The following is a 19,495-nucleotide window of genomic DNA, read 5'->3' as shown; positions in this document are numbered from 1 at the left end:
CGGCCGGTGGGGTTGTTAGGAGTATTGATAATCACCGCCCGGGTCCGGTCCGTAATAGCCGCGGCGATCTGCCCGAGGTCGAGATCAAAGGTGTCCAGATCGATGGTGACCTTCACCGGCACGAGTCCGGCCTCGACGACAATCGGCTCGTAACAGAACCAGGGCGGCAGACTGTAGATCACCTCGTCAACGGGGTCACCCACCGCCTTAAGCGCCAGGGCAATAGCGGCGAAGCCACCGGTGGTGAGGTGAATGTCCTCGGGCCGAAAGGGGACGCCCAGCAAGCGCTGGAGGGATGCCGCAGCGGCCTCCTGGGCGCCAGGGGTATTTCGTTTGTATGCAAACCATTGGTCATTGCGGGGACTCGTTGCCGAAAGGAGCGCCTCGACGTACGCCTCCTGCGGCATCTCGTGCGGGTTGCCGAACGTCAGATCACAGATATTCGCCTCGCCCTGCCGCTCCGCGTAAGTGGAGGAGGTGAGGAAGCTATTAAGCAGCCGATAAGGCAGCACCGCCTCGACAGCGGCGGCACGACGTGAAACCGGCGAATCCGCCGGACCCCAGGTCATCGCACCGAAGCCGTCAGCAGCAGGTACTCCCACTCCATGACGCCGTCGCCCAGATCATGCTTTCGCGCTAGTTCTGCGAGCCCCTGGTTGAGGGCGGCGACCCGCCCCGCGTCGTCGCCAATGGTGCGATACACAGAGATGGTTGGACCGTAGCGCGTCTTGAAGTAGTCGCGAAACCCTTCAGCGTTGCTGAAGTGATCCACCCGCACTGTTGCCTTCCGCTCCACGACGTCGGTGACGGAGTTGCCCAGGAGCGTCCTGACGTGCTCCGCATTGCCCCATAACGGTGGTGGTTGGGCCTCGGGAGGAGGAGTCGGTGCGTACTCCTTCATGGCGGCGAACATCTGGCCGATGAACCCCTCAGGCGTCCAACTCAGCAGGGCAATGGTTCCGCCGGCGCGACAGACGGGCACTAGTTCGTCAGCGCTCGCTTGGTGGTGCGGCGCAAACATCACCCCTACGCAGGACAGGACGGCATCGAAGCTGTCATCGGCAAACGGCAGCGATTCGGCGTCGGCTTCGCGCCACTCAATGTCCACCCCCTGCTCCTCGGCCAGGCGGCGTCCGACGTCGAGCAGCTCAGGAGTCAGGTCGCTTGCCACAACGTTGGCGCCTGCACGGGCCGCTGGAAGTGACGCGTTGCCGGTTCCGGCAGCGACATCGAGTACCCGGTCCCCTGGCTGAACCCGTGCGGCGTCAACGAGCACAACTCCTAGTCCGGGGATGATGTCTGCGGCCAATGCCGGGTAGTCGCCCAGGGCCCACAGGGCCCGGTGTCTGGCCTTCAGAACCAGGTCTTTACCCAGCGCATCGTCATGCAGTGCATCGTGATGGGTTTGGCTGGTTGGTTCGGTTTGGTCGCCCATGATGGCTCCTCGGCTGTCGAATAATCAGCGCGCTGAATCAATGGAGGCTGTAATGCGACCAACTATGGCCTCCGATGATTCAGCTGTAAAGAGCGTGTCTAGACCGCCCGCACCCTTACGCAGAGCGGCCAAATATGGCGGTCCGGGCGTTCAGGCCACTGTGGAGTCTCATGACCTCATGGACAGTTCTGTCTCACCACCTCTCACGGTTGGGTGGGAGTGGTTGAAAGCTTTTCGGGGGCCAGTGTTCTGGTCTGAAAATACTTGAAAAAGTCTTCTCGGGTACCCCGGTTGACCCCTGAAAATGTCAGTGCCCGATGATGGAATGGGGGTATGAAAAGCAGCACAGCTTCTTCTACCGGAACGGGATTCCTACCCGATTCCGGTGCGGATCCCGGCTCTTATGGCGGGTCCTCGGATACCGCCGCGGGGACGTTCGGCGGGACTTCCGGTGGGACGTTCGGCGCGACTTCCGGCGGGCCGTCCGGTGGCTATGGCCTTGGTGGTCCGTTAGGTACCGACGCGGTGTGGATGGCCCCGGTAGATGATCGGGAATCCCCGGCTGATCCGACCAACACCTTCGCTGATCCTGATCCTGATCCCCGGGTGCGCCCGGGTGGCGGGTCTGCTGGGTTGACCGGCCGGGTAGCGCTGACTGCCGTGGTCGGCCTGGACTCAGGGCAGACATTGGAGGTGCTGAAGGACCTTGGGAGGTTGCGTTCCTGGGTCGATGCGCAGGAAGCCAAGGCGGTCACCCATCTCCATGACCTCACCACCGAGGCGCACGCCTGGGTGGGAGACCCGGGGAGGGTCAGGACCCTGGCCGCGGCGGAGATTGCTGCGGCCACACTGGTGCCGGAGGTGACCGCGGGGGCCCTGGTTGATCACAGTGATCTGCTGACCCGGGACTTGCCCACCACCCTTGCCGCGATGGAGGAAGGCAAGCTATCGAAGCGCCACGCGTGGGCGGTTGTCGGGGAAGCGATCAGCATCCCGGATACCGCCCCCGGTGTGATCGCCGCTTTCGAGTGCCATCTCATCGGCCTGGCAGCGAAGACCACTGTGGTGAAGTTCTGCCGCCAGGCCCAACGGTTACGGGAAATGCTCCACCCGGAATCGATCACCATCCGGCATCGGAAAGCTGTCCAGGACCGTCGCGTGTATCTCGACCCTGCTCAGGACGGGATGGCCTGGCTCCAGGCTTTCCTACCCGTTCAGGACGCCGCGGGGATCTTCCACCGCGTCGACACCGCAGCCCGCAACCTGCAAGGCACCGACGAACCCCGCACCCTCACCCAACTCCGGGCCGATGTCCTCATGGACGTCCTCACCAGCGCGGGACCGGAATCCGCCAGCGGGTCCGACGGCGACGCGGGTACTTGCGCCGAGAACAACCCCGGGAACGGGCCGAGCGTCAGGAATGGCGAACCTGGCCAGTCGCGGGAGAGCAGGGTGTATTGGGGTGTTCAGGCGAAAGTCTTCGTGACCGTCCCGGTCATGACCCTCCTCGGCGGGGATAAGCCCGGTGAGCTTGAAGGATACGGGCCGATCAGCCCCGACACCGCCCGGAGTCTTGCCGGCCATGCACCGTCGTTCACCAGAATCCTCACCCACCCCTACACCGGGACCAGACTCGGAGCCGATGCGACCACCTACCGGGTCCCGAAGGACCTACAGGATGCAGTGAGAGTGCGGGACGGGACGTGCAGGCATCCGGGGTGTAATCGGTTGGCCGTGTTCTGCGAACTCGACCACACCACCCCCTGGTCCCAGGGCGGGAAAACCAGTTACGGGAACCTCGCGTGCCTGTGTAAACGCCACCACATGCTCAAAACCGAAGGCTACTGGCACTACACCCAACCCGAACCCGGCACCATCATCGCGATCTCCCCCGCCGGGGAAACCTACCGCACCACACCCAACCCACCACCATCAAAACCAGAAACCCCACCACCGTTCTAGGGTGAAGTCCGCCTTGGTTGGCTCTGTCTCCTGGCCCGTAGTTCTAATTTCGCCGAATCTGACTTCGCCGAATCGTGAGGCACGATGGCTCACAGAGGCAGAGCTCGCTGTGGAGTCTCATGACCTAACGGACAGTTCTGCCTCACCACATCGTGCACGGGCGTTTCAGGCCATCATTTCTAAGCGCTCGGCGAGGGCCTGAAACTTATCCGCGGTGGGCCGGCTCGGCGCGGCGCTGATGCCCTTCAGCCGACGCGCCTGATGAACCACCACGGTGCACGGGACCGGCTGCCCGTCCAAGCTTCGACGGCCACCAGATGCGGCGCCCCAGGTCGTAGGCCAGAGCGGGCACCAGCAGGGATCGCACAATGAGCGTGTCCAGCAGCACCCCGAACGCAACGATGAACGCAATCTGTGCCAGGAACAGGATCGGAATCACTCCGAGCGCCGCGAAGGTCGCGGCCAGCACCACACCGGCCGATGTGATCACGCCGCCAGTGACGCCCAGGCCCCTCAAGATTCCCGGGCGGGTACCGATGCGCAGCGACTCCTCCCGCACCCTTGTCATCAGGAAGATGTTGTAATCGACCCCCAGCGCCACGAGGAACACAAATCCGAACAGGGGCACCGACGCGTCGGCACCCTCGAACCCGAACACGTTGTTGAACACCAGCGCCGAGACGCCGAGCGCAGTCGCATAGGACAACACCACGCTGGAGATCAACAGCACCGGAGCGATGATGGAGCGGAGCAGCAGCATCAGGATCACCAGGATGACCGCCAACACGATCGGGATAATTTTGACCAGGTCGGCCTGGGCCGTGTCATTGGTGTCAATCGCAATCGCCGTCACGCCGCCCACCAGCGCGTCCGGAGTGGCATCATCGAGAGCGGTCCGCAGGTCGCGCACCACATCCTCGGCCGCCTCGGAGTCGGCCTGGGACTGCAGCGTTCCAGTGATCAGCACGTTGCCATCGACCACAACGACGTCGGCCCCCGGTTCCGGCGACTCAACCGTCAGCGCGGCGTCGGTGATGCCCGACTGGTTTTTCACCACGTCCAGCACAGCATCCTGATCCTGCTCCGCGGTGATGACCGAGACCGGGCTGCCCGACCCGGCATCAAAGTGCCGTGCCAGGGCGTCCTGCCCGTCCACTGCATTGGATTCCGTCAGGATCAACGCTGACTGAGGCACCCCATTGGCCTGCAGCTGGAACAATCCCAGCGAGCCGGCGGCCAACACCAGGAAGGACGCCACCCAGACGGTGCGTGCATGGCGGGAAATCAGCGTCGCTGCCCGCTTCCAGATCCCCTTGAGGCCCTCGAGCCCGGTGGCGTCAACGCCTTCGGGCTGAATATGGTGAGTACCGGCTTTCGGACGCAGCGGCCAGAACGCGGCCCGACCGAACAGCAGCAAGAAAGCGGGCAGGAGGGTCAGCGCTGCGCCGAGGGAGAACACGATACCGATCGCAGCAATCGGCCCCAGGCTCCGGTTGGAGTTCAGATCAGAGAACAGCAGGCACAGTAGCGCGATGATGACCGTCGCCCCGGAGGCAAGAATGGGCTCAAAGGAACCGCGGTACGCCACCCGCATGGCGTCCCACCTGGACTCGAACTCCCCGAGTGCCTCCCTGAACCGCGCCACCAGCAGCAGTGCATAGTCTGTTGCCGCACCAATGACCAGAATGGACAGGATGCCTTGGCTTTGGCCGCTGAGCTGGATCCACCCCCAGCTGGCCAACGCGTAAACCAGCAGGATTGAGGTGGCAAGAGCGAACACCGAGGTAAGCAGCACCAGGAATGGCAGGATCACCGACCGGTAGACAGCCAAGAGAATCACAAAGACCGCAGCGAGGGCGACGCCGAGCAGCAGGCCGTCAATGCCACCAAAAGCGCTGACCAGGTCGGTGGCGAAACCTGCGGGCCCCGTGACATACCCGGCGGTTCCTTCGGGGATCTCGGCAGTGAGCACCTCGCGAAGCGCCTCGACCACTTCGCCCAGTTCCGCGTCGTCGGACACGAAGGCGATGTATTGGATAGCAAACGAGTCCTCGGAGGGCACCGGCCCGATCACCGCCGGTGCACCCGCCTCAGCCGGCTCCAGCCCCTCCACGGCGGCCAGGGACGTGGCCAGGTCATCGTAGGCTCCCAAATCCGCCGGCGGAATCTCGGTGTCCGATTCCACAACGATCACCGCGGGCAGTGCATCCGAATCGGTGAACTGCGCTTGCAGCTCGCCAGCCTCGGTGGACTCCGCGCTGGCCGGCAGGAACGAGGCCTGGTCATTGGTGGAGACTTCCTCCAGTTTGCCGAACGTTGGACCGCCAAACGCTGCGCCCACCAGCCAGATGAGGACAACGACTGCGGGTAGCAGAACCCGTAACCACTTGCTGTGCATGATGAACGCCTCTCGAATGACAACTTATCTCTGAAGAAGACTATATCCATGATGGAGATATATGGGTAGACGGACTAGAGTTGTTTCTGCGGCATGATGAACCGACGAGGTGAGAGCGAGCATGGCAGAGAATCCGCGGTTTGAGCTGATGGCACTGCTCCAGCAATTCACAGTGGAAACTGACCGGTACGTGGACGCCGTCAGCGCCCGCGATTCGCTCTACCGCACCGATCTCAATGCCCTCGGCGTCATGATGGGTGCAGCGCGGGCCGGAACAACGGTAACGCCCGGGATGCTGCGCGCTGAGTTGCACCTGAGTTCCCCAGCGACCACGGCGCTCGTTGACCGCCTTGACAGTGCCGGCCATGTAAAGCGCTCCCGAAGCGACGTCGACCGCCGGCAGGTCAATCTGCAAATGACTGAGAAGGCAATGGAGACCGGCGGCAGGCTCTTCGCCCCGTTGGCCCAGCACATCAGCGGCGCTCTGGACAATTTTTCCCGTCAGGAGCAGCAGCTCCTCACAGAAATGATGCACCAGATCACCGCGGCCACCATTGCGGCACGGGAAGGCATCGCCCAACCCCCACCCCTCTGAGCTGAGTTGTTAGGCTGAGTCAATGGATCAGTCACGGGCCAGAGAAGATCATTTCGACGCGGTGGTAGTGGGCGGCGGGCACAACGGGCTGGTCGCAGCGACATATCTGGCCAAGGCAGGCCGGTCAGTGGTGGTGCTTGAACGCCAGGACCATGTCGGCGGGGCAGCCGTTTCAGCCGAGGCTTTCCCGGGTACCGGTGCCCGGCTGTCGCGCTATTCCTATCTGGTCAGCCTCCTCCCGCAGCAGATCATTGACGATCTAGGGCTCGACCTGGAGTTGGTGCGCCGCCGTTACTCCTCCTATACACCGCTGCCCGGCGGCGCCTCGGGGCTGTTGGTCGACAACGAAGATAGCGAGGCAACCCGCAATAGCTTCAGCCGCGTTGGGGCCGGGCCCGACGCCGGAGCCTTCGGCGAGTTCTATGGACGCACGGCGATCCTTGCCGACAAACTGTGGCCCACGTTCACTAAACCGTTGCTCCGACGCTCAGAGGCGAGAGCCCTTGTCGGTGACGACCACATCTGGAATGACTTCATCGAGAAGCCGCTCGGTAGGGTCATCGAGCGCTCTGTGGACAGCGATCTGGCCCGCGGGGTGCTCCTCACAGATGGGCTGATCAGCACCTTCGCGCGCGCCAACGACGAGGACCTGCAACAGAACAAGTGCTTCCTGTACCACGTGGTGGGCGGCGGCACCGGGGACTGGGATGTCCCGGTCGGCGGCATGGGAGCCGTCAGCGGCGCACTGGAACGTGCAGCGCTGGATGCCGGAGTGGTAATCCGCACCAACGCTGACGTTACAGCGGTGGCACCCAACGGCGTCGTACACTACCAACCGCTTGGGGGAGATGCTGCGCTGCAGAGCGTGACGGGCGAGTATGTGCTGGCGAACGTCACCCCGGCCGTACTGGGACGGTTGATGGGCGGCCCCGGAGCCGACGGTTTCGCTGCGCCCGGGGGCGCGGCCGAGGGGGCGCAGGTCAAAGTCAATCTGCTGCTGTCGCGGCTCCCGAAACTCAAGGACCCGCAGGTGCGCCCGGAGCAGGCTTTCGGGGGAACCTTCCATATCAACGAGCTCTACTCGCAGCTCGATGCCGCCTACACCGCAGCAGAGAACGGTGGTATTCCGTCGCCGCTGCCCATCGAGATCTACTGCCATTCCCTGGCAGATCCGTCGATCCTTTCAGAGTCGCTGCGGGACTCGGGCGCCCATACTCTGACGGTCTTCTCCCTGCAAACCCCGCACCGGCTGACCCACGATGCGAACCACGATGGCCTGCGGGCCGAACTCCAGGCGGCCGTGCTGGCCTCCTTGAACAGTGTGCTGGCCGAGCCAATTGAAAACTGCATCCTGAACGACGGCGCCGGGAAGCCCTGCATCGAAACGAAAACCACACTTGATCTGGAAGAAACGCTGGGCCTGACCGGCGGCAACATCTTCCATGGCCCCCTATCCTGGCCGTTCGCTGAAGACGATGCGGCCCTGGACACGCCGGCCGAACGGTGGGGTGTCGCCACCGACCACCCGCGCGTCCTGCTCTGCGGGGCGGGATCCCGGCGGGGCGGCGGCGTCAGCGGTCTGGGCGGCCACAGCGCGGCGATGGCCCTATTGGAGACCAGTAGAGCTTGATGAGAAAACGCCGAGCGGGGTGCGCAACCGGCGATGCGCGTGATGTCGCAAGTAGAGTGAAAGCTATTGAACCTGGATCTACCACGAGCGTCCGCGCCGATGCGGTGCAACGGACGGCCGCTCACATATCTTGAGGCGAGCGTGAAAAATACACCACCCGAGGGGCCCCGCGCCCTCGTCATCAGCACCAGCCGGGACAGGGGTGCGCTCGCAGCGGTCCGGTCCCTGCGCCAGTCCGGGTGGGTGGTTGGTGTCGGAACTCCCGACGGCGGTGGAATGCTCGGTTCCTCAGTCGCCTGCTCCGCCAGGCATGTGGTGCCACGACCGCGACAGGACGGCGCGGCATTTATCGAGGGAGTCCGCCTCGCTGTGGCGCTCGGGTCCTACGATGTCGTGTTCGGCGGCGGCGACGACTGGATGGCAGCCCTCGCAACCTATCGGGATGACATTCCTACCCGCGTTGCCCATCCCCCCGCTGGAGTGGTGGACGCCGCACTAAACAAGGTGGATCTTTCTGACCGCGCCCGCCGAGCCGGCCTCGCCGCACCTCGCACCGTACCGGCCACCGACCAGGCCGTTTCGGAATGGGAGGGCCCGGTGGTGGTCAAGTGCCTGTCGCATTGGTCCCCCGGGCAGACCCGACCGCATCGGATTGAAGCGAAACTTTTCCCCGATGTCGTTTCCGCAGGACCGCAGATTGACCGCGTCAGGAAAGCTGGCGCCGAACCGATCCTCCAGGAACCGGTCGCTGGCCATCTCGGTGCACTTATCGGGGTCTTCCACGGGGGCAGTCTGAACGGACGGGTGCAACAGATCACCTCACGCCTATGGCCCACCCCGAACGGTGTGTCTACCCGGGCAGAGACTGTCCTGGTTAACGCGGATCTGGCCACCCGCGCCGAGGCCCTGCTACGTGACCTCGGCTGGTGGGGACTGGTGGAGTTGCAGTTCCTGATTGACGGCGACGGCGTTCATCACCTCATCGACTTGAACGGCCGGTTCTTCGGTTCGATGGCACTCACCAACGCAGCACGACCTGGCCTGACCGACCTGTGGGGACGCCTGGTGCTGGACGAAAAAGTTGAGGCGCTGGCCGATGCCGCCCCGGGAAAGCGGTATGCGTGGACCGCTGGTGACCTGCGACGGGCCGGCGTCGAGCGACGCGGTGGAAGGATTGCCGACGTGGTGGATACTCTCCTGTGGGCCCGGTGGGCCAGGCATAGTGTGTGGGACCTGCGCGACCCCGGCCCCACCCTGCACCTTGCGTCGGCGCGGCTCCGGGCGGTCGATCGGAAGTCCAAGGCGGCAGCGGCGGTCAGCTGACTTTTGGTCCGACCCGGCGGCGCCTAGCCTCGCTGGCCCCTGCGGACAACGCTCTTGACCATGTCGAGGGCGAGAAGCCGCTCCGGCGCCCGCAGGAGAACCAACCCCACCAGGTAGACCCCAAGTACCGCCAGGGCCACAGCGCCACTGACCACAATTGCAGATTGATCCTCGACGGCCGCACGGACGAGAACACCAGCAGCCCCGGCGACGACGGCAAGCCCCAGAGCACGAGCAACCAGTGCGACGGTGGGCAGCAGGTCGAGTCCCCGATGCCGACTGTGCAACAGCCAACCGTTCGCCAGAGCCGCGAACCCCAGCGAAGCGGTTGTTGCCAGAGCAATACCCGCAATCCCCATGATGGGGGCGAGCATGATGTCTCCGACCACGTTGATCACCATGGCAATCACTGACACGACCACCGGGGCCCGTGCATCGCCGAGGGCATAGGAAGTGCTGACCACCACCTGCCGGCACCCGAGGGCCAGAAGCGCTGGCGTGTACCAGGCCAGGGCAGTAGCTGTTGACGTGATGTCATCTCCGCTGAAGGCACCGCGACCGAAAGCCACCTCGGCAAGCGGTTCAGCGGCGATGATCATCACCACGCACAGCGGTGTCAGTACGCTGACCGCCACCGCCAGACCGCGCCCCACGAGTCGACGTACCTCGGCGATATTAGTCGATGAAGCGCTCAACGCCGGGTACAAGGGGACTAGTAGCGAAGCAATGATCAGGGTTTCCGGCAGGTTGACGAGACGCCACCCATAGGACAGCGCGGTGATGGCGCCTTCCTCAAGAGTGGAGCCCACCGCCCTGTCCACCAGCGTGTTGATATTGCCGATCGCGCTGCCCACCAGCATGGGTGGCATCAGACGGGCCATCTCACGGAACCCCGGGTCGCGAAGATCCAGCTGGGGTCGCACCCGCGTCCCCAGCGAGAACAGTGGAGGGAGCTGCAGAAGCAGCCGCGCTGCCGATCCTACGACGAAGCCAACAGCTAGCGCAGCGATCCCATAGGTGGGTCCAAACAGCCCGGCTGCACCGATCATGATGATGTTGAACGGCACCCCCTGCAGCGCCGACCAGACCACTCGTCCGTGGGACTGCGACAGGGAGGCCAACAGATCAGTTCCAGCGATCAGCACTGTGGCAATCAGCACGATACGGGTGAGGGATTCGGTTGTCTCGGCCTGGGCGCCGTCGAACCCCGGCGCGATCACCGCCGTGACTGGGCCGACGAAAATGCTCATCACCACCCCTCCGACGCCGAGCACGATCATGGTGACGGTGAGTGCCGTGTTGAACCCCGGATGGCCCCGGCACCCGTCCTTCTCCTCGGCGGCCTCACGAGAGGTGACGGGGATGGCTGCCCGGGCCATGGCGTAGGCGATCAGGCCCAGCACAATGTTCATCAGTCCTTGTGCCACCAGGTAGGCGTCCAGCTCGGCGCCAGCGCCAAAGACGGCGGCTATGACGACGTCGCGGACAAATCCGAACAGGGTGGACACAGCGGTCAGGCCGGTCACCAGCAGAGCTGCCCTCCGTATACCTGGCCTAGTCACCCTATGACGATACATTTCATGGCCGGAATCGGCTGCACCGCACTGTCGGCGTGCCCGGTAAGATCGGTTGGTGACATTTTCCGTCTGGCTCGCTCTGCTCGGAGCACAGGCCCTCATCAGTTTCAGCCCCGGCGCAGGGGCAGTCAACACCATGAGCAACTCACTCACGGTGGGCTTCCGCCGGTCCATGTGGGGCATCCTCGGACAGCAGGTGGCCCTCCTGGTGCACATTGCTGTGGTCGCTGCGGGCGTCGGCCTGCTCGTCGCCAGCTCCCCCGTGGCGTTCAACGTCATTCGCTTCGGTGGCGCTGCCTACCTTGTCTACCTCGGCATCCGGAAACTCCTCCAGACACCGGATCAAGAGGAGCAGGCAGCGGTGCGCCGCGTGGAGGGCGCCTTCTCCCTGTTCCGCCGCGGCCTGTGGGTGAACCTCCTCAATCCGAAGGCAATCGTGTTCTTCCTCGCCTTCATTCCGCAGTTCATCACCCCCTCCGCACCCCTGCTGGGCCAGTACGGCGTCCTGGCTGGCACGGTAGTGGCGATCGATGTGCTGGTCATGTGGTTCTTCTACGCCGCCGCCGCGAAATCATTCAGGCGGTATACGCAGAATCCGCGTGGACAGATGGTTGTCAACCGGGTCTTTGGCCTACTGTTTGTAGCCGTGGGCATCCTGCTCGCCGTCGCCTAACCCTTCCCTAGGATCAACAGCCCATGGCACCACAAGCCAGGACCGCCGTCGCACAGTTGATTATTGCCGTCGACGGCCGGTCGGGTGCAGGCAAGACCACGCTCGCCGTCGAGCTGGCCGCACTCCTCCGCGAGCACCACACGGTGAGCCTGTTTCACCTCGAGGATATTTACCCGGGCTGGGACGGCCTGGAATCCGGCATGAAGCGCTACGTCTCGGGCGTTCTCAGCCCGCTGGCCGCCGGCCGCGCCGCAGCGTGGCGGGCGTGGGACTGGGCCGCCGACGACGACGGGCCCGAGCATCGCACCGAACCAGCCGACGTCGTGATCGTTGAGGGAGTGGGGGCAGCGTGCCGGGCCGCATTGGATTTCCTCGACGTGAGCATCTGGGTGGACGCCCCCGACGAGGTACGGCGCACCACCGCGCTGAGCCGCGACGGCGCTACCTACGCCCCCTTCTGGGATCTCTGGGCCGGGCAGGAAGAGGCGTGGCTCGCCCAGGATCAGCCGCAGCTCACAGCCGACATTGTGGTCACCGGCCACCGGGATGCCGCAGCGCCCGAGCGGGTCCGGCTGGCGCTCACTGGCCTTCCGCAGTGTGGGTCACTGCTCGCTGCGGAGCGTGCGCAGCGCCGCGCCGCTACCGTCCAGATCGAGCGGTGGGAGGGCTGCCCCGACGACACGGCCCTGTTCACTGCCCTCTACGGCGCCTCGGAGCGCGCGGTCTGGCTGGATAGCTCGGATGCCGAGCCGGGCGTGGGTGGGCGAAGCCGGTTCACGATCATGGCCGACGACGGCGGGCGCTTTGGCCAGCTGGCCCGGCATTCAGCCGGCAACACCGAGATCGTCTCGGGGCCGGTCACAGCACGGATCCCCGGGCCATTTTTTCGGTGGCTCGACGCCACCTGGGGGCGGCGGGCAGTGCCTACCCCTGATGACTATCAGTGTGGCTTCACCCTGGGCTGGCTCGGCTACCTCGGCTATGAACTCAAACGGGAAACGGGTGGCAGCGCCGTTCCCACGGGTCCGCTCCCGGACGCGGCGCTCATCTTCGCCGGTCGCGCCGTGGTCCTGGACCACGAACAACAGGCAACCTACCTGCTCACCTTGGCTGGCCCCTCCCACGACCAAGAGGTCCAGGACTGGCTCGCCATCGCGCGCAAGGCTGTCCGGGAAGTTCGCCCCCTGGGCCGGCCCCGGGCAGGGAGCCCGCCGCCCATTTTCTCCTCCCGCGACACACGGGCCGGCTACCTGGATAAAGTCCTTGAGGCGCAGACGCAGATCCGGGCCGGAAACACCTATGAGGTGTGCCTGACCACTTCCCTGAACGCGCGCACCCGCCAGGTCCTGCAGCCGCTCGAGGTGTACCGGTCCCTGCGCAGGGTCAGCCCTGCCCCTTTCGCGCATTTCCTCAGGTTTCCGGGCTTTGCCGCGGCAAGCACCTCGCCGGAGCGGTTCCTGCAGCTCAGCGCCAGCGGCGCCCTGCGAGCCGAGCCGATCAAGGGCACCCGCCGTCGTTCGCCTGACCCGGAGCTCGACCGCGCTTTACGTGAGGACCTCCTGACATCACGCAAGGACCGCGCCGAAAACGTGATGATCGTTGACCTGCTGCGCAACGACCTGTCCCATGTGGCGGTCCCCGGCAGTGTGAGCGTCAGCCGTTTGTGCGAGATTGAAACCTACGCCACCGTTTACCAATTGGTGAGCACCATCGATGCCCAGCTGCGGCCCGGGACCTCCCGTACCGAGGCCGTGGCTGCGGCCTTCCCCGCAGGGTCAATGACCGGCGCGCCCAAAATCAGCACCATGGCGATCCTCGACCGGCTGGAGAGGGCCCCGCGCGGCCTGTACTCGGGCGCCGTCGGCTACTTTTCGCTGAACGGCGCGGCCGATCTGGCCGTCGTCATCCGCACGCTCGTCCTTGAGGACGACGACGGCGGCACCCGGCTGACGCTGGGCGTCGGCGGGGCGATCACCGCCGACTCGGACCCGGCGGATGAGTGGGATGAAGTGCGCGCCAAAGCGTTCGGCGTGTTGTCCGGTCTCGGCGCTGAATTCCCGGATAACTAGGCAGTGGTCGCACCTACCCGGGGTTGAGGTGGGAGCTACCGCCGTGACTGTCACCAGCTTGGCTGGTCACAGTGGTCAGGAGGAATGCTGAGTCTTCGAGCGCCTCGACGCCGTGGCGCACATGGGTCAGCGCGACGATCTCCCCGGCAACCACTTCCGACTGATCCTGTCCGGTGACCCGCACCCGACCCTGCAGCACATACAGACTCGCGGCGGGAGGAGAATTATGCTCGGCAAGCACTTGCCCCGCTTTGAGGCCCAAGATTGTCTGTCGGAGTGGACCATCATGGACAAGAATTTCAGCGAAACGGCCTTTGTCACTGGCGGCGGATTCCTGCAGAGCCTTGGTCAAAGCCGATTCAACGATGGGCATGGTGCCTCCTGGTTTCACTTTTGTCACAGGCTGATCGATCAGTGGTGGTAAGTCTAAGGGCAAATGACCTCTTCACGGTCAGGTGGCCGAATGTGCGAAGGGTTCGTTCGTCGGCGGGGAAATTTTTGAAAGCGCCGCCCCCATCGATGAAGAGCAGTAGGAACGTGCCGGGGCAATGTGCGCTGAGAACGATGCGGCGAGTACCCTTTTGCATCTTCTACGCAGCTGCTCCAGCTCGATCGATGGGCAGAGACCGCACTGGCACCGCCGACCGCCCCTGGTTGAGGCGATGCCTCTGATTGAAGCGATCTGCTCGCTCACCCCCGCTCGCATGCCAGCGGAAACTGGCGGTCGTCTGCAAACGCCATACGTCAGCTCTCGTCCGACGCTCGACATTCTCGGGAGACGATCCATTGATGCTGTCACCGCTATCCACTCGGGTTGACGTGCTGGCTGAGTGCGGCGCTAACGTGGTTCCTCAAATCTGGTAGCACGTCGGTGACGAACCACTGATTCTTTGCCTGCCACCTGAAGTTCAACGGAGACGGGTGAACGAGAGGAAACTGTTGCGGGACGAACTGCTGATAGTTGAACACCGTGTCGGTCAGCGTGCAGTGACGAGCTGATGGGAGATAGTGGACCTGCGCATACCGGCCAATCAACAGCGTCAGCTGGATGTCCGGCATCAGCGCGAGGAGCGGCGGATGCCACCGCTCAGCGAACCCTTTCCGAGGCGGTAGGTCCCCGCTGCGGCCCGTGCCTGGATAGTAAAAATCCATCGGCAGATGGGCAAACAGCTCGGGGTTCCTGAACTGTTTCTTGCTGACACCCAGCCAGTCGATGAGGTTCTTCCCACTGGCGTCGTCCCAGGGCACACCGCTCGCTTGCGCCCGGCGCCCCGGCGCTTGCCCGATGACGGCGATTCTCGAACGTGGGGATGCCGCGTATAACGGCTCCCACCCCTGATGCCGCATCGACGCATTGGTCTCATCATCGACAAGACACTGCCTTATCGCGTCGAACGTGCGGACCTCCCCGGCGCCAGGCACCCTCACAATGACTCCTCATCTGTTTCGGGATAGGTAATCTGGCCGTCTTTCACCACCGCGAAGGTGGTCATTTCGGCACGCTTGGTCGACGAGGCCGACATGATGTGGAACATCTGAGCGCCCTCGAGGAGCATCGCGTCCGTAATCAGCCTCCGGTGGCAGCGCCACGGCACAGCCTCGCTGCACATAATGGCCGGCACCGAACTATTCGCGACCTGCAGCAACTCAGCAAACCCGGAACGAAAACTCTCGGTTGCTGTGTAATCGGCGTAAGCCCTGAAGGCCTTGACTCTCCACGCACCATTCGGACTCGCCACCCCAGCTGGCGTGTGCCGGCGGCCTCCAAGATCCCGGATCCACCGATACTCGACGTCTGCGGGCATCGCTGCTTCGATCGAGTCCTTGTTCCATTGCGGAAACTTTCGTGACGACGGAAACGAACGCACATCAACCAGCTCCGTCACGCCATTGCCACGCAGCATTGAAAGCACCTCGTCGAAACCTCGAGTCGAATGACCAATCGTGAATACCTGGGCTGAAATCTCCTTCGACATACCGGCTCCCTTCACTATTCATTCAACCTCGAGGCGCAGCTACTGACAGGAGCAACCTAATCGAGCGACCCCACAATCTCAGTTGCCTCACAGATACATCATTCAGGTGCGGTGGGTGTCGGACTCTTCGTGGGGTGTCAGCGCTTTGGCGCCCACACGGCGGCGCTGACTTAGCGGCCGACCTTGCGGCGTCCGCTGATGCCCTCGGCGACGCCGACCAGCAGCACCGAGGCAATGACTGCCGCGACGAATCCGATGACGTTCAGCTCGAAAATTTTTCCGGTGCCCAGGAGGCTGGCAATGACGCCGCCGATCACCGAGCCGGCGAGTCCCAGCAGGAGCGTCGCCAGCAACCCAAGGTTCTGCTTGCCGGGCTTGATCAGCCGTGCCAGGGCGCCGATGATGAGTCCTGCGACAATAAATCCAATCACAATTGCTGTCCGTTCTCTGGAGGTTTCTCCCGTTGCTGCGGGGTGCGTGCCATTGGTAACACTACTGACAAGATTCTATCCGGCACCGGTTGCCGCAGGGAAAGAGGGCTGGCGCGCCGCCGGCGTCGCCCGTTGCGCAACTATGCTGATCCCATGACTGTTCTGGTGTTCCTGGATCCCGCCCAAGAAAACGGCCGCGTCGCTGACGCCTCGGTCCCCCAAATCATGGCCACCGACCTGGGCGCAACGCGGGGTGACGGTATTTTCGAGTCGCTGCTGGCCCTCAATGGCGAGGCCCGGAAGGTGCAGGCCCACCTCGACCGGCTCGCCTCATCAGCCCGGGCGCTCGACCTGGACCTCCCGCCTGAGGACACCTGGCGGCGGGCCATCGCCACCGCGCTCGACGAATACACCTCAAGGGCAGTTGTTCAGGCTGACACCGAGCTGGCGGTGAAGCTTATGGTCACCCGCGGGGTTGAGGGTGCAGCTTCGCCCACTGCCTGGGTCCAGGTGGCACCGGTGCCCGCCAAGACGCAGCGGCAGCGGCGTGACGGGCTGGCTGTGCTGCTGTTGGAGCGCGGATATGACAGCACCGTGGCGCAGCATGCGCCCTGGCTGCTCATGGGCGCCAAGACCCTCTCCTACGCCGTCAACATGGCGGCGGTCAGGTATGCGCACGCCCACGGCGCCGACGACGTCATCTTCACCTCCTCGGACGGCAAGGTGCTGGAAGGGCCGACGTCGACCGTGCTGCTGGCCAGAGTCCGGGACGGCGTCAAAACCCTGTTGACCCCGCAGCTGGAAAGTGGAATCCTTCCAGGCACCTCGCAAAGCGCACTGTTTACCGTGGCGAAGGCTGCGGGCTGGGAACTCGGGTACGGCCCGCTGGTGCCCGCCGACCTGTTCGACGCCGACGGCGTCTGGTTGATTTCCAGCATCCGCCTCCTGGCCCCGGTCAATTCCCTCGACGGAGCGCAGATCGCCACCGCCGCCGAGCTCACCGGCGAGTTGTCGGAGTTAGTAGCAAAAATTTCCTGAGGCCGGCTGTCGATGTGGGCCGGCCCCAACCGTCATGGGAATGAGCGGCGCACCCGGCGTCGTCCCAGACACGATAGGAGGTTGCACGATGAGCACCGAGTACATCATCCTGCTGCATGACAACGAGTTGGACTGGCAGGAAGCGACGGCTGGGCAACGCGCCGAGACCTACGGGCGGCATACAGAATTTTCGAGGCGTTGCGCGGAGGACGGACACCGGGTGACTGGCGGCGCGGAATTGCAGCCGTCCACCACCGCCACCATCCTGCGCGGGGGCAGTGTCGGCATTACCGACGGCCCCTATACCGAGACAGTCGAGCAGCTGGGGGGCTTCTATCTGGTCGAAACCGACAACCGTGGGACACTGGCGAAACTCGTTAACGAGTTGTTGGCTGATACCGCCGGTCCGGCGGAGATTAGGGCCACTATGCGGCCTAGCGAGGGCAGCTAGATGAAAATCGCAGTGCTCCTATACCAGGACGAGTCGGTCTGGGCCAACGCCACCGAGGCTGAGGTAGCTCAGTACATGGCCGATCACGATGCCTTTTCCGAGGCCGCCAGTCACCGCGGGAAAATAGTCGCGGGTGAGGCTCTTGCCAGCGTCTCGACGGCGACGACTGTCCGCCGCCGTGGCGACCAGGTGAGCCTCACCGACGGGCCGTTTGCTGAAACCACCGAACAGCTCGGTGGCTTCTACGTGTTGGAAGTGCACGATCTTGATGTGGCTGTCGATCTGGTCAAACTGCTGCCCGAATACACTGTCGAACTCCGGCCCATCACCGAATATTAGCGGGATCCACTCAGATGCCAGGCATGCCCGACAGCGCGGCGGTCGCGCTTGAGCAAACCTGGCAGGACCATTGGGCGCGACTGCTGGCTCTCCTGGTGGGCCGTTTCCGCCGCTTGGACCTGGCCGAGGATGCGCTCGCTGAGGCCTTCGCCGCAGCAGTGCGCACCTGGCCAGCCGACGGTACCCCTGACTCACCGGCGGCGTGGCTGCTCACCGTGGCTCGGCGTCGGGCCCTTGATCAGCTGCGCTCGGAGGCCATTGCCTTCCGCCGGGAACCGCTGATGGTGGTCGATGCGCGAGCGCGGCAAGCCGCTGCCACCGCCGTCGACGATGGAGGGCACATCCCTGACGAGCGGCTGCGGATGCTCTTCACCTGCTGCCACCCTGCCCTTTCACCCGATGCGCGGGCGGCCCTGTCGCTGCGATTCGTCAACGGGTTGACCGTTTCCGAGATTGCCCGGCTGTTTTTGGTGCAGGAGTCGACCATGGCCGCACGCCTCACCCGCGCCAAGAAGAAGATCGCTGCGGCGGGCATTCCGTTTACCGTGCCGGCACCCGACCGGCTCGCCGAACGGCTCAAAGTGGTTTCCGCCGTTGTGTATCTCGTTTTCACCTCCGGGTACGCGCCGACGACCGGTGACGACTTGCTGCGGACCTCCTCTGCCGTCGAGGCCATCCGGCTGGCACGGGTGCTCGATGCGCTGCTTCCCAACCAGCCCGTGGTGCTCGCGCTACTGAGCCTGATGACCCTGCAGCATTCCCGCCGCGACGCGCGGGTTTCAGCTGACGGCCGGCTGGTCCTCCTGCCGGATCAGGACCGTCGCCGGTGGCATGCCGAGGAGATTCGGGCCGGGCTGGATCTCCTGCGGCAGGTTCCCGCGGATGCCAGCGGCCTGGCCCGCGAATACCTGCTTCAGGGCCGGATCGCGTCCGAGCACGCGGTTGCTGCGCGATCAGCCGATACCGGGTGGCGGCGGATCGCTGACCTGTACGCAGAGCTGGAGGCGCTAACCGGCTCACCGGTGGTGCGCCTTGCGCGGGCGGTAGCGGTCATGGAGGCCGATGGTCCGGACGCCGGACTTATCCTGCTCGACGGGCTCGATGAGCGGCTCCCCCGCCATCACCGTCTGCCTGCCGTGCGAGCCGAGTTCCTGGTACGCGCGGGACGAACCGCCGAGGCGGGCGTCTCGTTCGAGTTGGCCATCGAGTTGTGCGGGAACGAGGCGGAACGGGATCATCTTCGCAAACGGGCCGCCGAGATCACCCGGATACCCCCGGTGACGCCCAAAGGCTAGCTGGCGCCAAGGAGAAAGTTCCACGTTCCCGCCAGCACCGCGGCGGTCACCGCGGTCCCGGCGATCAGGACCCCGGCCAGGCACACCCAAACATCGAGCCGTGTGAAAGTGCTTTCCCTGGCCCAGGTGCGGTCGCCGGCCCCGAACCCTCGCGCCTCCATGGCGACGGCCAACCTGGTGGCCCGCCGGATCGCCTGCACAATCAAACCAAACCCCTGGCCGAGGAAGTTCTTCATCCTCGCCACCGGGTTCCCCTCGGAGCCAACACCCCGGGCATGGCGGGCGAGTCCCAGCGTCCGCCAC

Annotated in this window: 19 protein-coding genes; 10 read left to right on the top strand and 9 right to left on the bottom strand. The window is 64.5% G+C overall.

Annotated features, from left to right (window positions below):
• Both Y703_RS21770 and Y703_RS0115845 read right to left on the bottom strand, forming a co-directional pair.
• A partial coding sequence (locus Y703_RS21770) for an aminotransferase class I/II-fold pyridoxal phosphate-dependent enzyme (protein ID WP_035765573.1) occupies positions 1–569 on the bottom strand: 569 nt, incomplete at its 3' end.
• Complete coding sequence (locus Y703_RS0115845) at positions 566–1,435, bottom strand: class I SAM-dependent methyltransferase (protein WP_155849567.1); 870 nt, start codon at positions 1,433–1,435, stop codon at positions 566–568. The genes Y703_RS21770 and Y703_RS0115845, both read right to left, overlap by 4 nt.
• Before the next feature lie 333 nt (positions 1,436–1,768).
• Between Y703_RS0115845 and Y703_RS21090 the strand changes: the two genes are divergently transcribed.
• Positions 1,769–3,397 (top strand): HNH endonuclease signature motif containing protein, encoded by a 1,629-nt coding sequence (locus Y703_RS21090; RefSeq protein ID WP_051427668.1) that lies wholly within the window; start codon positions 1,769–1,771, stop codon positions 3,395–3,397.
• Positions 3,398–3,602: 205 nt separating this feature from the next.
• Here Y703_RS21090 and Y703_RS20380 read toward each other — a convergent pair whose 3' ends face one another.
• Positions 3,603–5,795, bottom strand: a complete 2,193-nt coding sequence (locus Y703_RS20380) for an MMPL family transporter (RefSeq protein ID WP_051427667.1) — start codon at positions 5,793–5,795, stop codon at positions 3,603–3,605.
• Positions 5,796–5,916: 121 nt separating this feature from the next.
• On the opposite strand from Y703_RS20380, the gene Y703_RS0115830 reads away from it, so the two are divergent.
• The 3 genes from Y703_RS0115830 to Y703_RS0115820 all read left to right on the top strand — a co-directional run bounded on the left by Y703_RS0115830 (position 5,917) and on the right by Y703_RS0115820 (position 9,343).
• Positions 5,917–6,390 (top strand): MarR family winged helix-turn-helix transcriptional regulator, encoded by a 474-nt coding sequence (locus tag Y703_RS0115830; protein ID WP_026553492.1) that lies wholly within the window; start codon positions 5,917–5,919, stop codon positions 6,388–6,390.
• A gap of 22 nt (positions 6,391–6,412) precedes the next feature.
• The gene (locus Y703_RS0115825) at positions 6,413–8,020 is read left to right on the top strand and encodes a phytoene desaturase family protein (RefSeq protein ID WP_026553491.1); all 1,608 of its coding nucleotides are present in this window, start codon (positions 6,413–6,415) and stop codon (positions 8,018–8,020) included.
• 141 nt (positions 8,021–8,161) lie between these two features.
• A complete protein-coding gene (locus tag Y703_RS0115820) occupies positions 8,162–9,343 on the top strand; it encodes an ATP-grasp domain-containing protein (RefSeq protein WP_026553490.1) in 1,182 nt (393 codons plus the stop codon).
• 23 nt (positions 9,344–9,366) lie between these two features.
• Here Y703_RS0115820 and murJ read toward each other — a convergent pair whose 3' ends face one another.
• Positions 9,367–10,905 (bottom strand): murein biosynthesis integral membrane protein MurJ, encoded by a 1,539-nt coding sequence (gene murJ, locus Y703_RS0115815; protein ID WP_253908086.1) that lies wholly within the window; start codon positions 10,903–10,905, stop codon positions 9,367–9,369.
• A 70-nt stretch (positions 10,906–10,975) separates the two neighbouring features.
• Between murJ and Y703_RS0115810 the strand changes: the two genes are divergently transcribed.
• Both Y703_RS0115810 and pabB read left to right on the top strand, forming a co-directional pair.
• Positions 10,976–11,593, top strand: a complete 618-nt coding sequence (locus Y703_RS0115810) for a LysE family transporter (protein ID WP_026553488.1) — start codon at positions 10,976–10,978, stop codon at positions 11,591–11,593.
• A gap of 23 nt (positions 11,594–11,616) precedes the next feature.
• On the top strand, positions 11,617–13,662 hold the full coding sequence (gene pabB, locus Y703_RS0115805) for an aminodeoxychorismate synthase component I (RefSeq protein ID WP_026553487.1): 2,046 nt from the start codon (positions 11,617–11,619) through the stop codon (positions 13,660–13,662).
• Between the two features lie 13 nt (positions 13,663–13,675).
• Here the strand turns inward: pabB and Y703_RS0115800 are convergent, their stop codons facing one another.
• The 4 genes from Y703_RS0115800 to Y703_RS0115785 form a co-directional block, all read right to left on the bottom strand.
• Positions 13,676–14,035, bottom strand: a complete 360-nt coding sequence (locus tag Y703_RS0115800; RefSeq protein ID WP_026553486.1) for a cupin domain-containing protein — start codon at positions 14,033–14,035, stop codon at positions 13,676–13,678.
• 428 nt (positions 14,036–14,463) lie between these two features.
• A complete protein-coding gene (locus Y703_RS0115795) occupies positions 14,464–15,090 on the bottom strand; it encodes a uracil-DNA glycosylase family protein (protein WP_253908085.1) in 627 nt (208 codons plus the stop codon).
• Positions 15,087–15,638, bottom strand: a complete 552-nt coding sequence (locus Y703_RS0115790) for a DUF488 domain-containing protein (RefSeq protein ID WP_035765569.1) — start codon at positions 15,636–15,638, stop codon at positions 15,087–15,089. The genes Y703_RS0115795 and Y703_RS0115790 overlap by 4 nt, the downstream gene beginning before the upstream one ends.
• Before the next feature lie 170 nt (positions 15,639–15,808).
• Entirely contained in the window at positions 15,809–16,069 is a 261-nt protein-coding gene (locus tag Y703_RS0115785; protein ID WP_026553483.1) for a GlsB/YeaQ/YmgE family stress response membrane protein, read from the bottom strand.
• A 153-nt stretch (positions 16,070–16,222) separates the two neighbouring features.
• Here Y703_RS0115785 and Y703_RS0115780 point away from each other — a divergent pair, with 153 nt between their 5' ends.
• The 4 genes from Y703_RS0115780 (at position 16,223) to Y703_RS0115765 (ending at position 19,192) form a co-directional block, all read left to right on the top strand.
• A complete protein-coding gene (locus Y703_RS0115780; protein WP_026553482.1) occupies positions 16,223–17,107 on the top strand; it encodes an aminodeoxychorismate lyase in 885 nt (294 codons plus the stop codon).
• 88 nt (positions 17,108–17,195) lie between these two features.
• Positions 17,196–17,558 carry a YciI family protein gene (locus tag Y703_RS20375; RefSeq protein ID WP_051427665.1) on the top strand — a complete coding sequence of 121 codons (363 nt, stop codon included), beginning with the start codon at positions 17,196–17,198 and terminating at the stop codon, positions 17,556–17,558.
• Positions 17,559–17,897: a YciI family protein gene (locus Y703_RS0115770; RefSeq protein ID WP_026553481.1), complete on the top strand. Its 339-nt coding sequence runs from the start codon at positions 17,559–17,561 to the stop codon at positions 17,895–17,897.
• A 14-nt stretch (positions 17,898–17,911) separates the two neighbouring features.
• A complete protein-coding gene (locus Y703_RS0115765) occupies positions 17,912–19,192 on the top strand; it encodes an RNA polymerase sigma factor (protein WP_343212911.1) in 1,281 nt (426 codons plus the stop codon).
• Here Y703_RS0115765 and Y703_RS21765 read toward each other — a convergent pair.
• A partial coding sequence (locus Y703_RS21765; protein ID WP_035765568.1) for an energy-coupling factor transporter transmembrane component T occupies positions 19,189–19,495 on the bottom strand: 307 nt, incomplete at its 5' end. The two genes, Y703_RS0115765 and Y703_RS21765, sit on opposite strands and share 4 nt — an antisense overlap.

It is taken from the genome of Arthrobacter sp. H20, from assembly GCF_000520515.1.
GTDB lineage: Bacteria > Actinomycetota > Actinomycetes > Actinomycetales > Micrococcaceae > Arthrobacter_D.
This window is presented reverse-complemented; position numbering and strand designations above follow the sequence as displayed.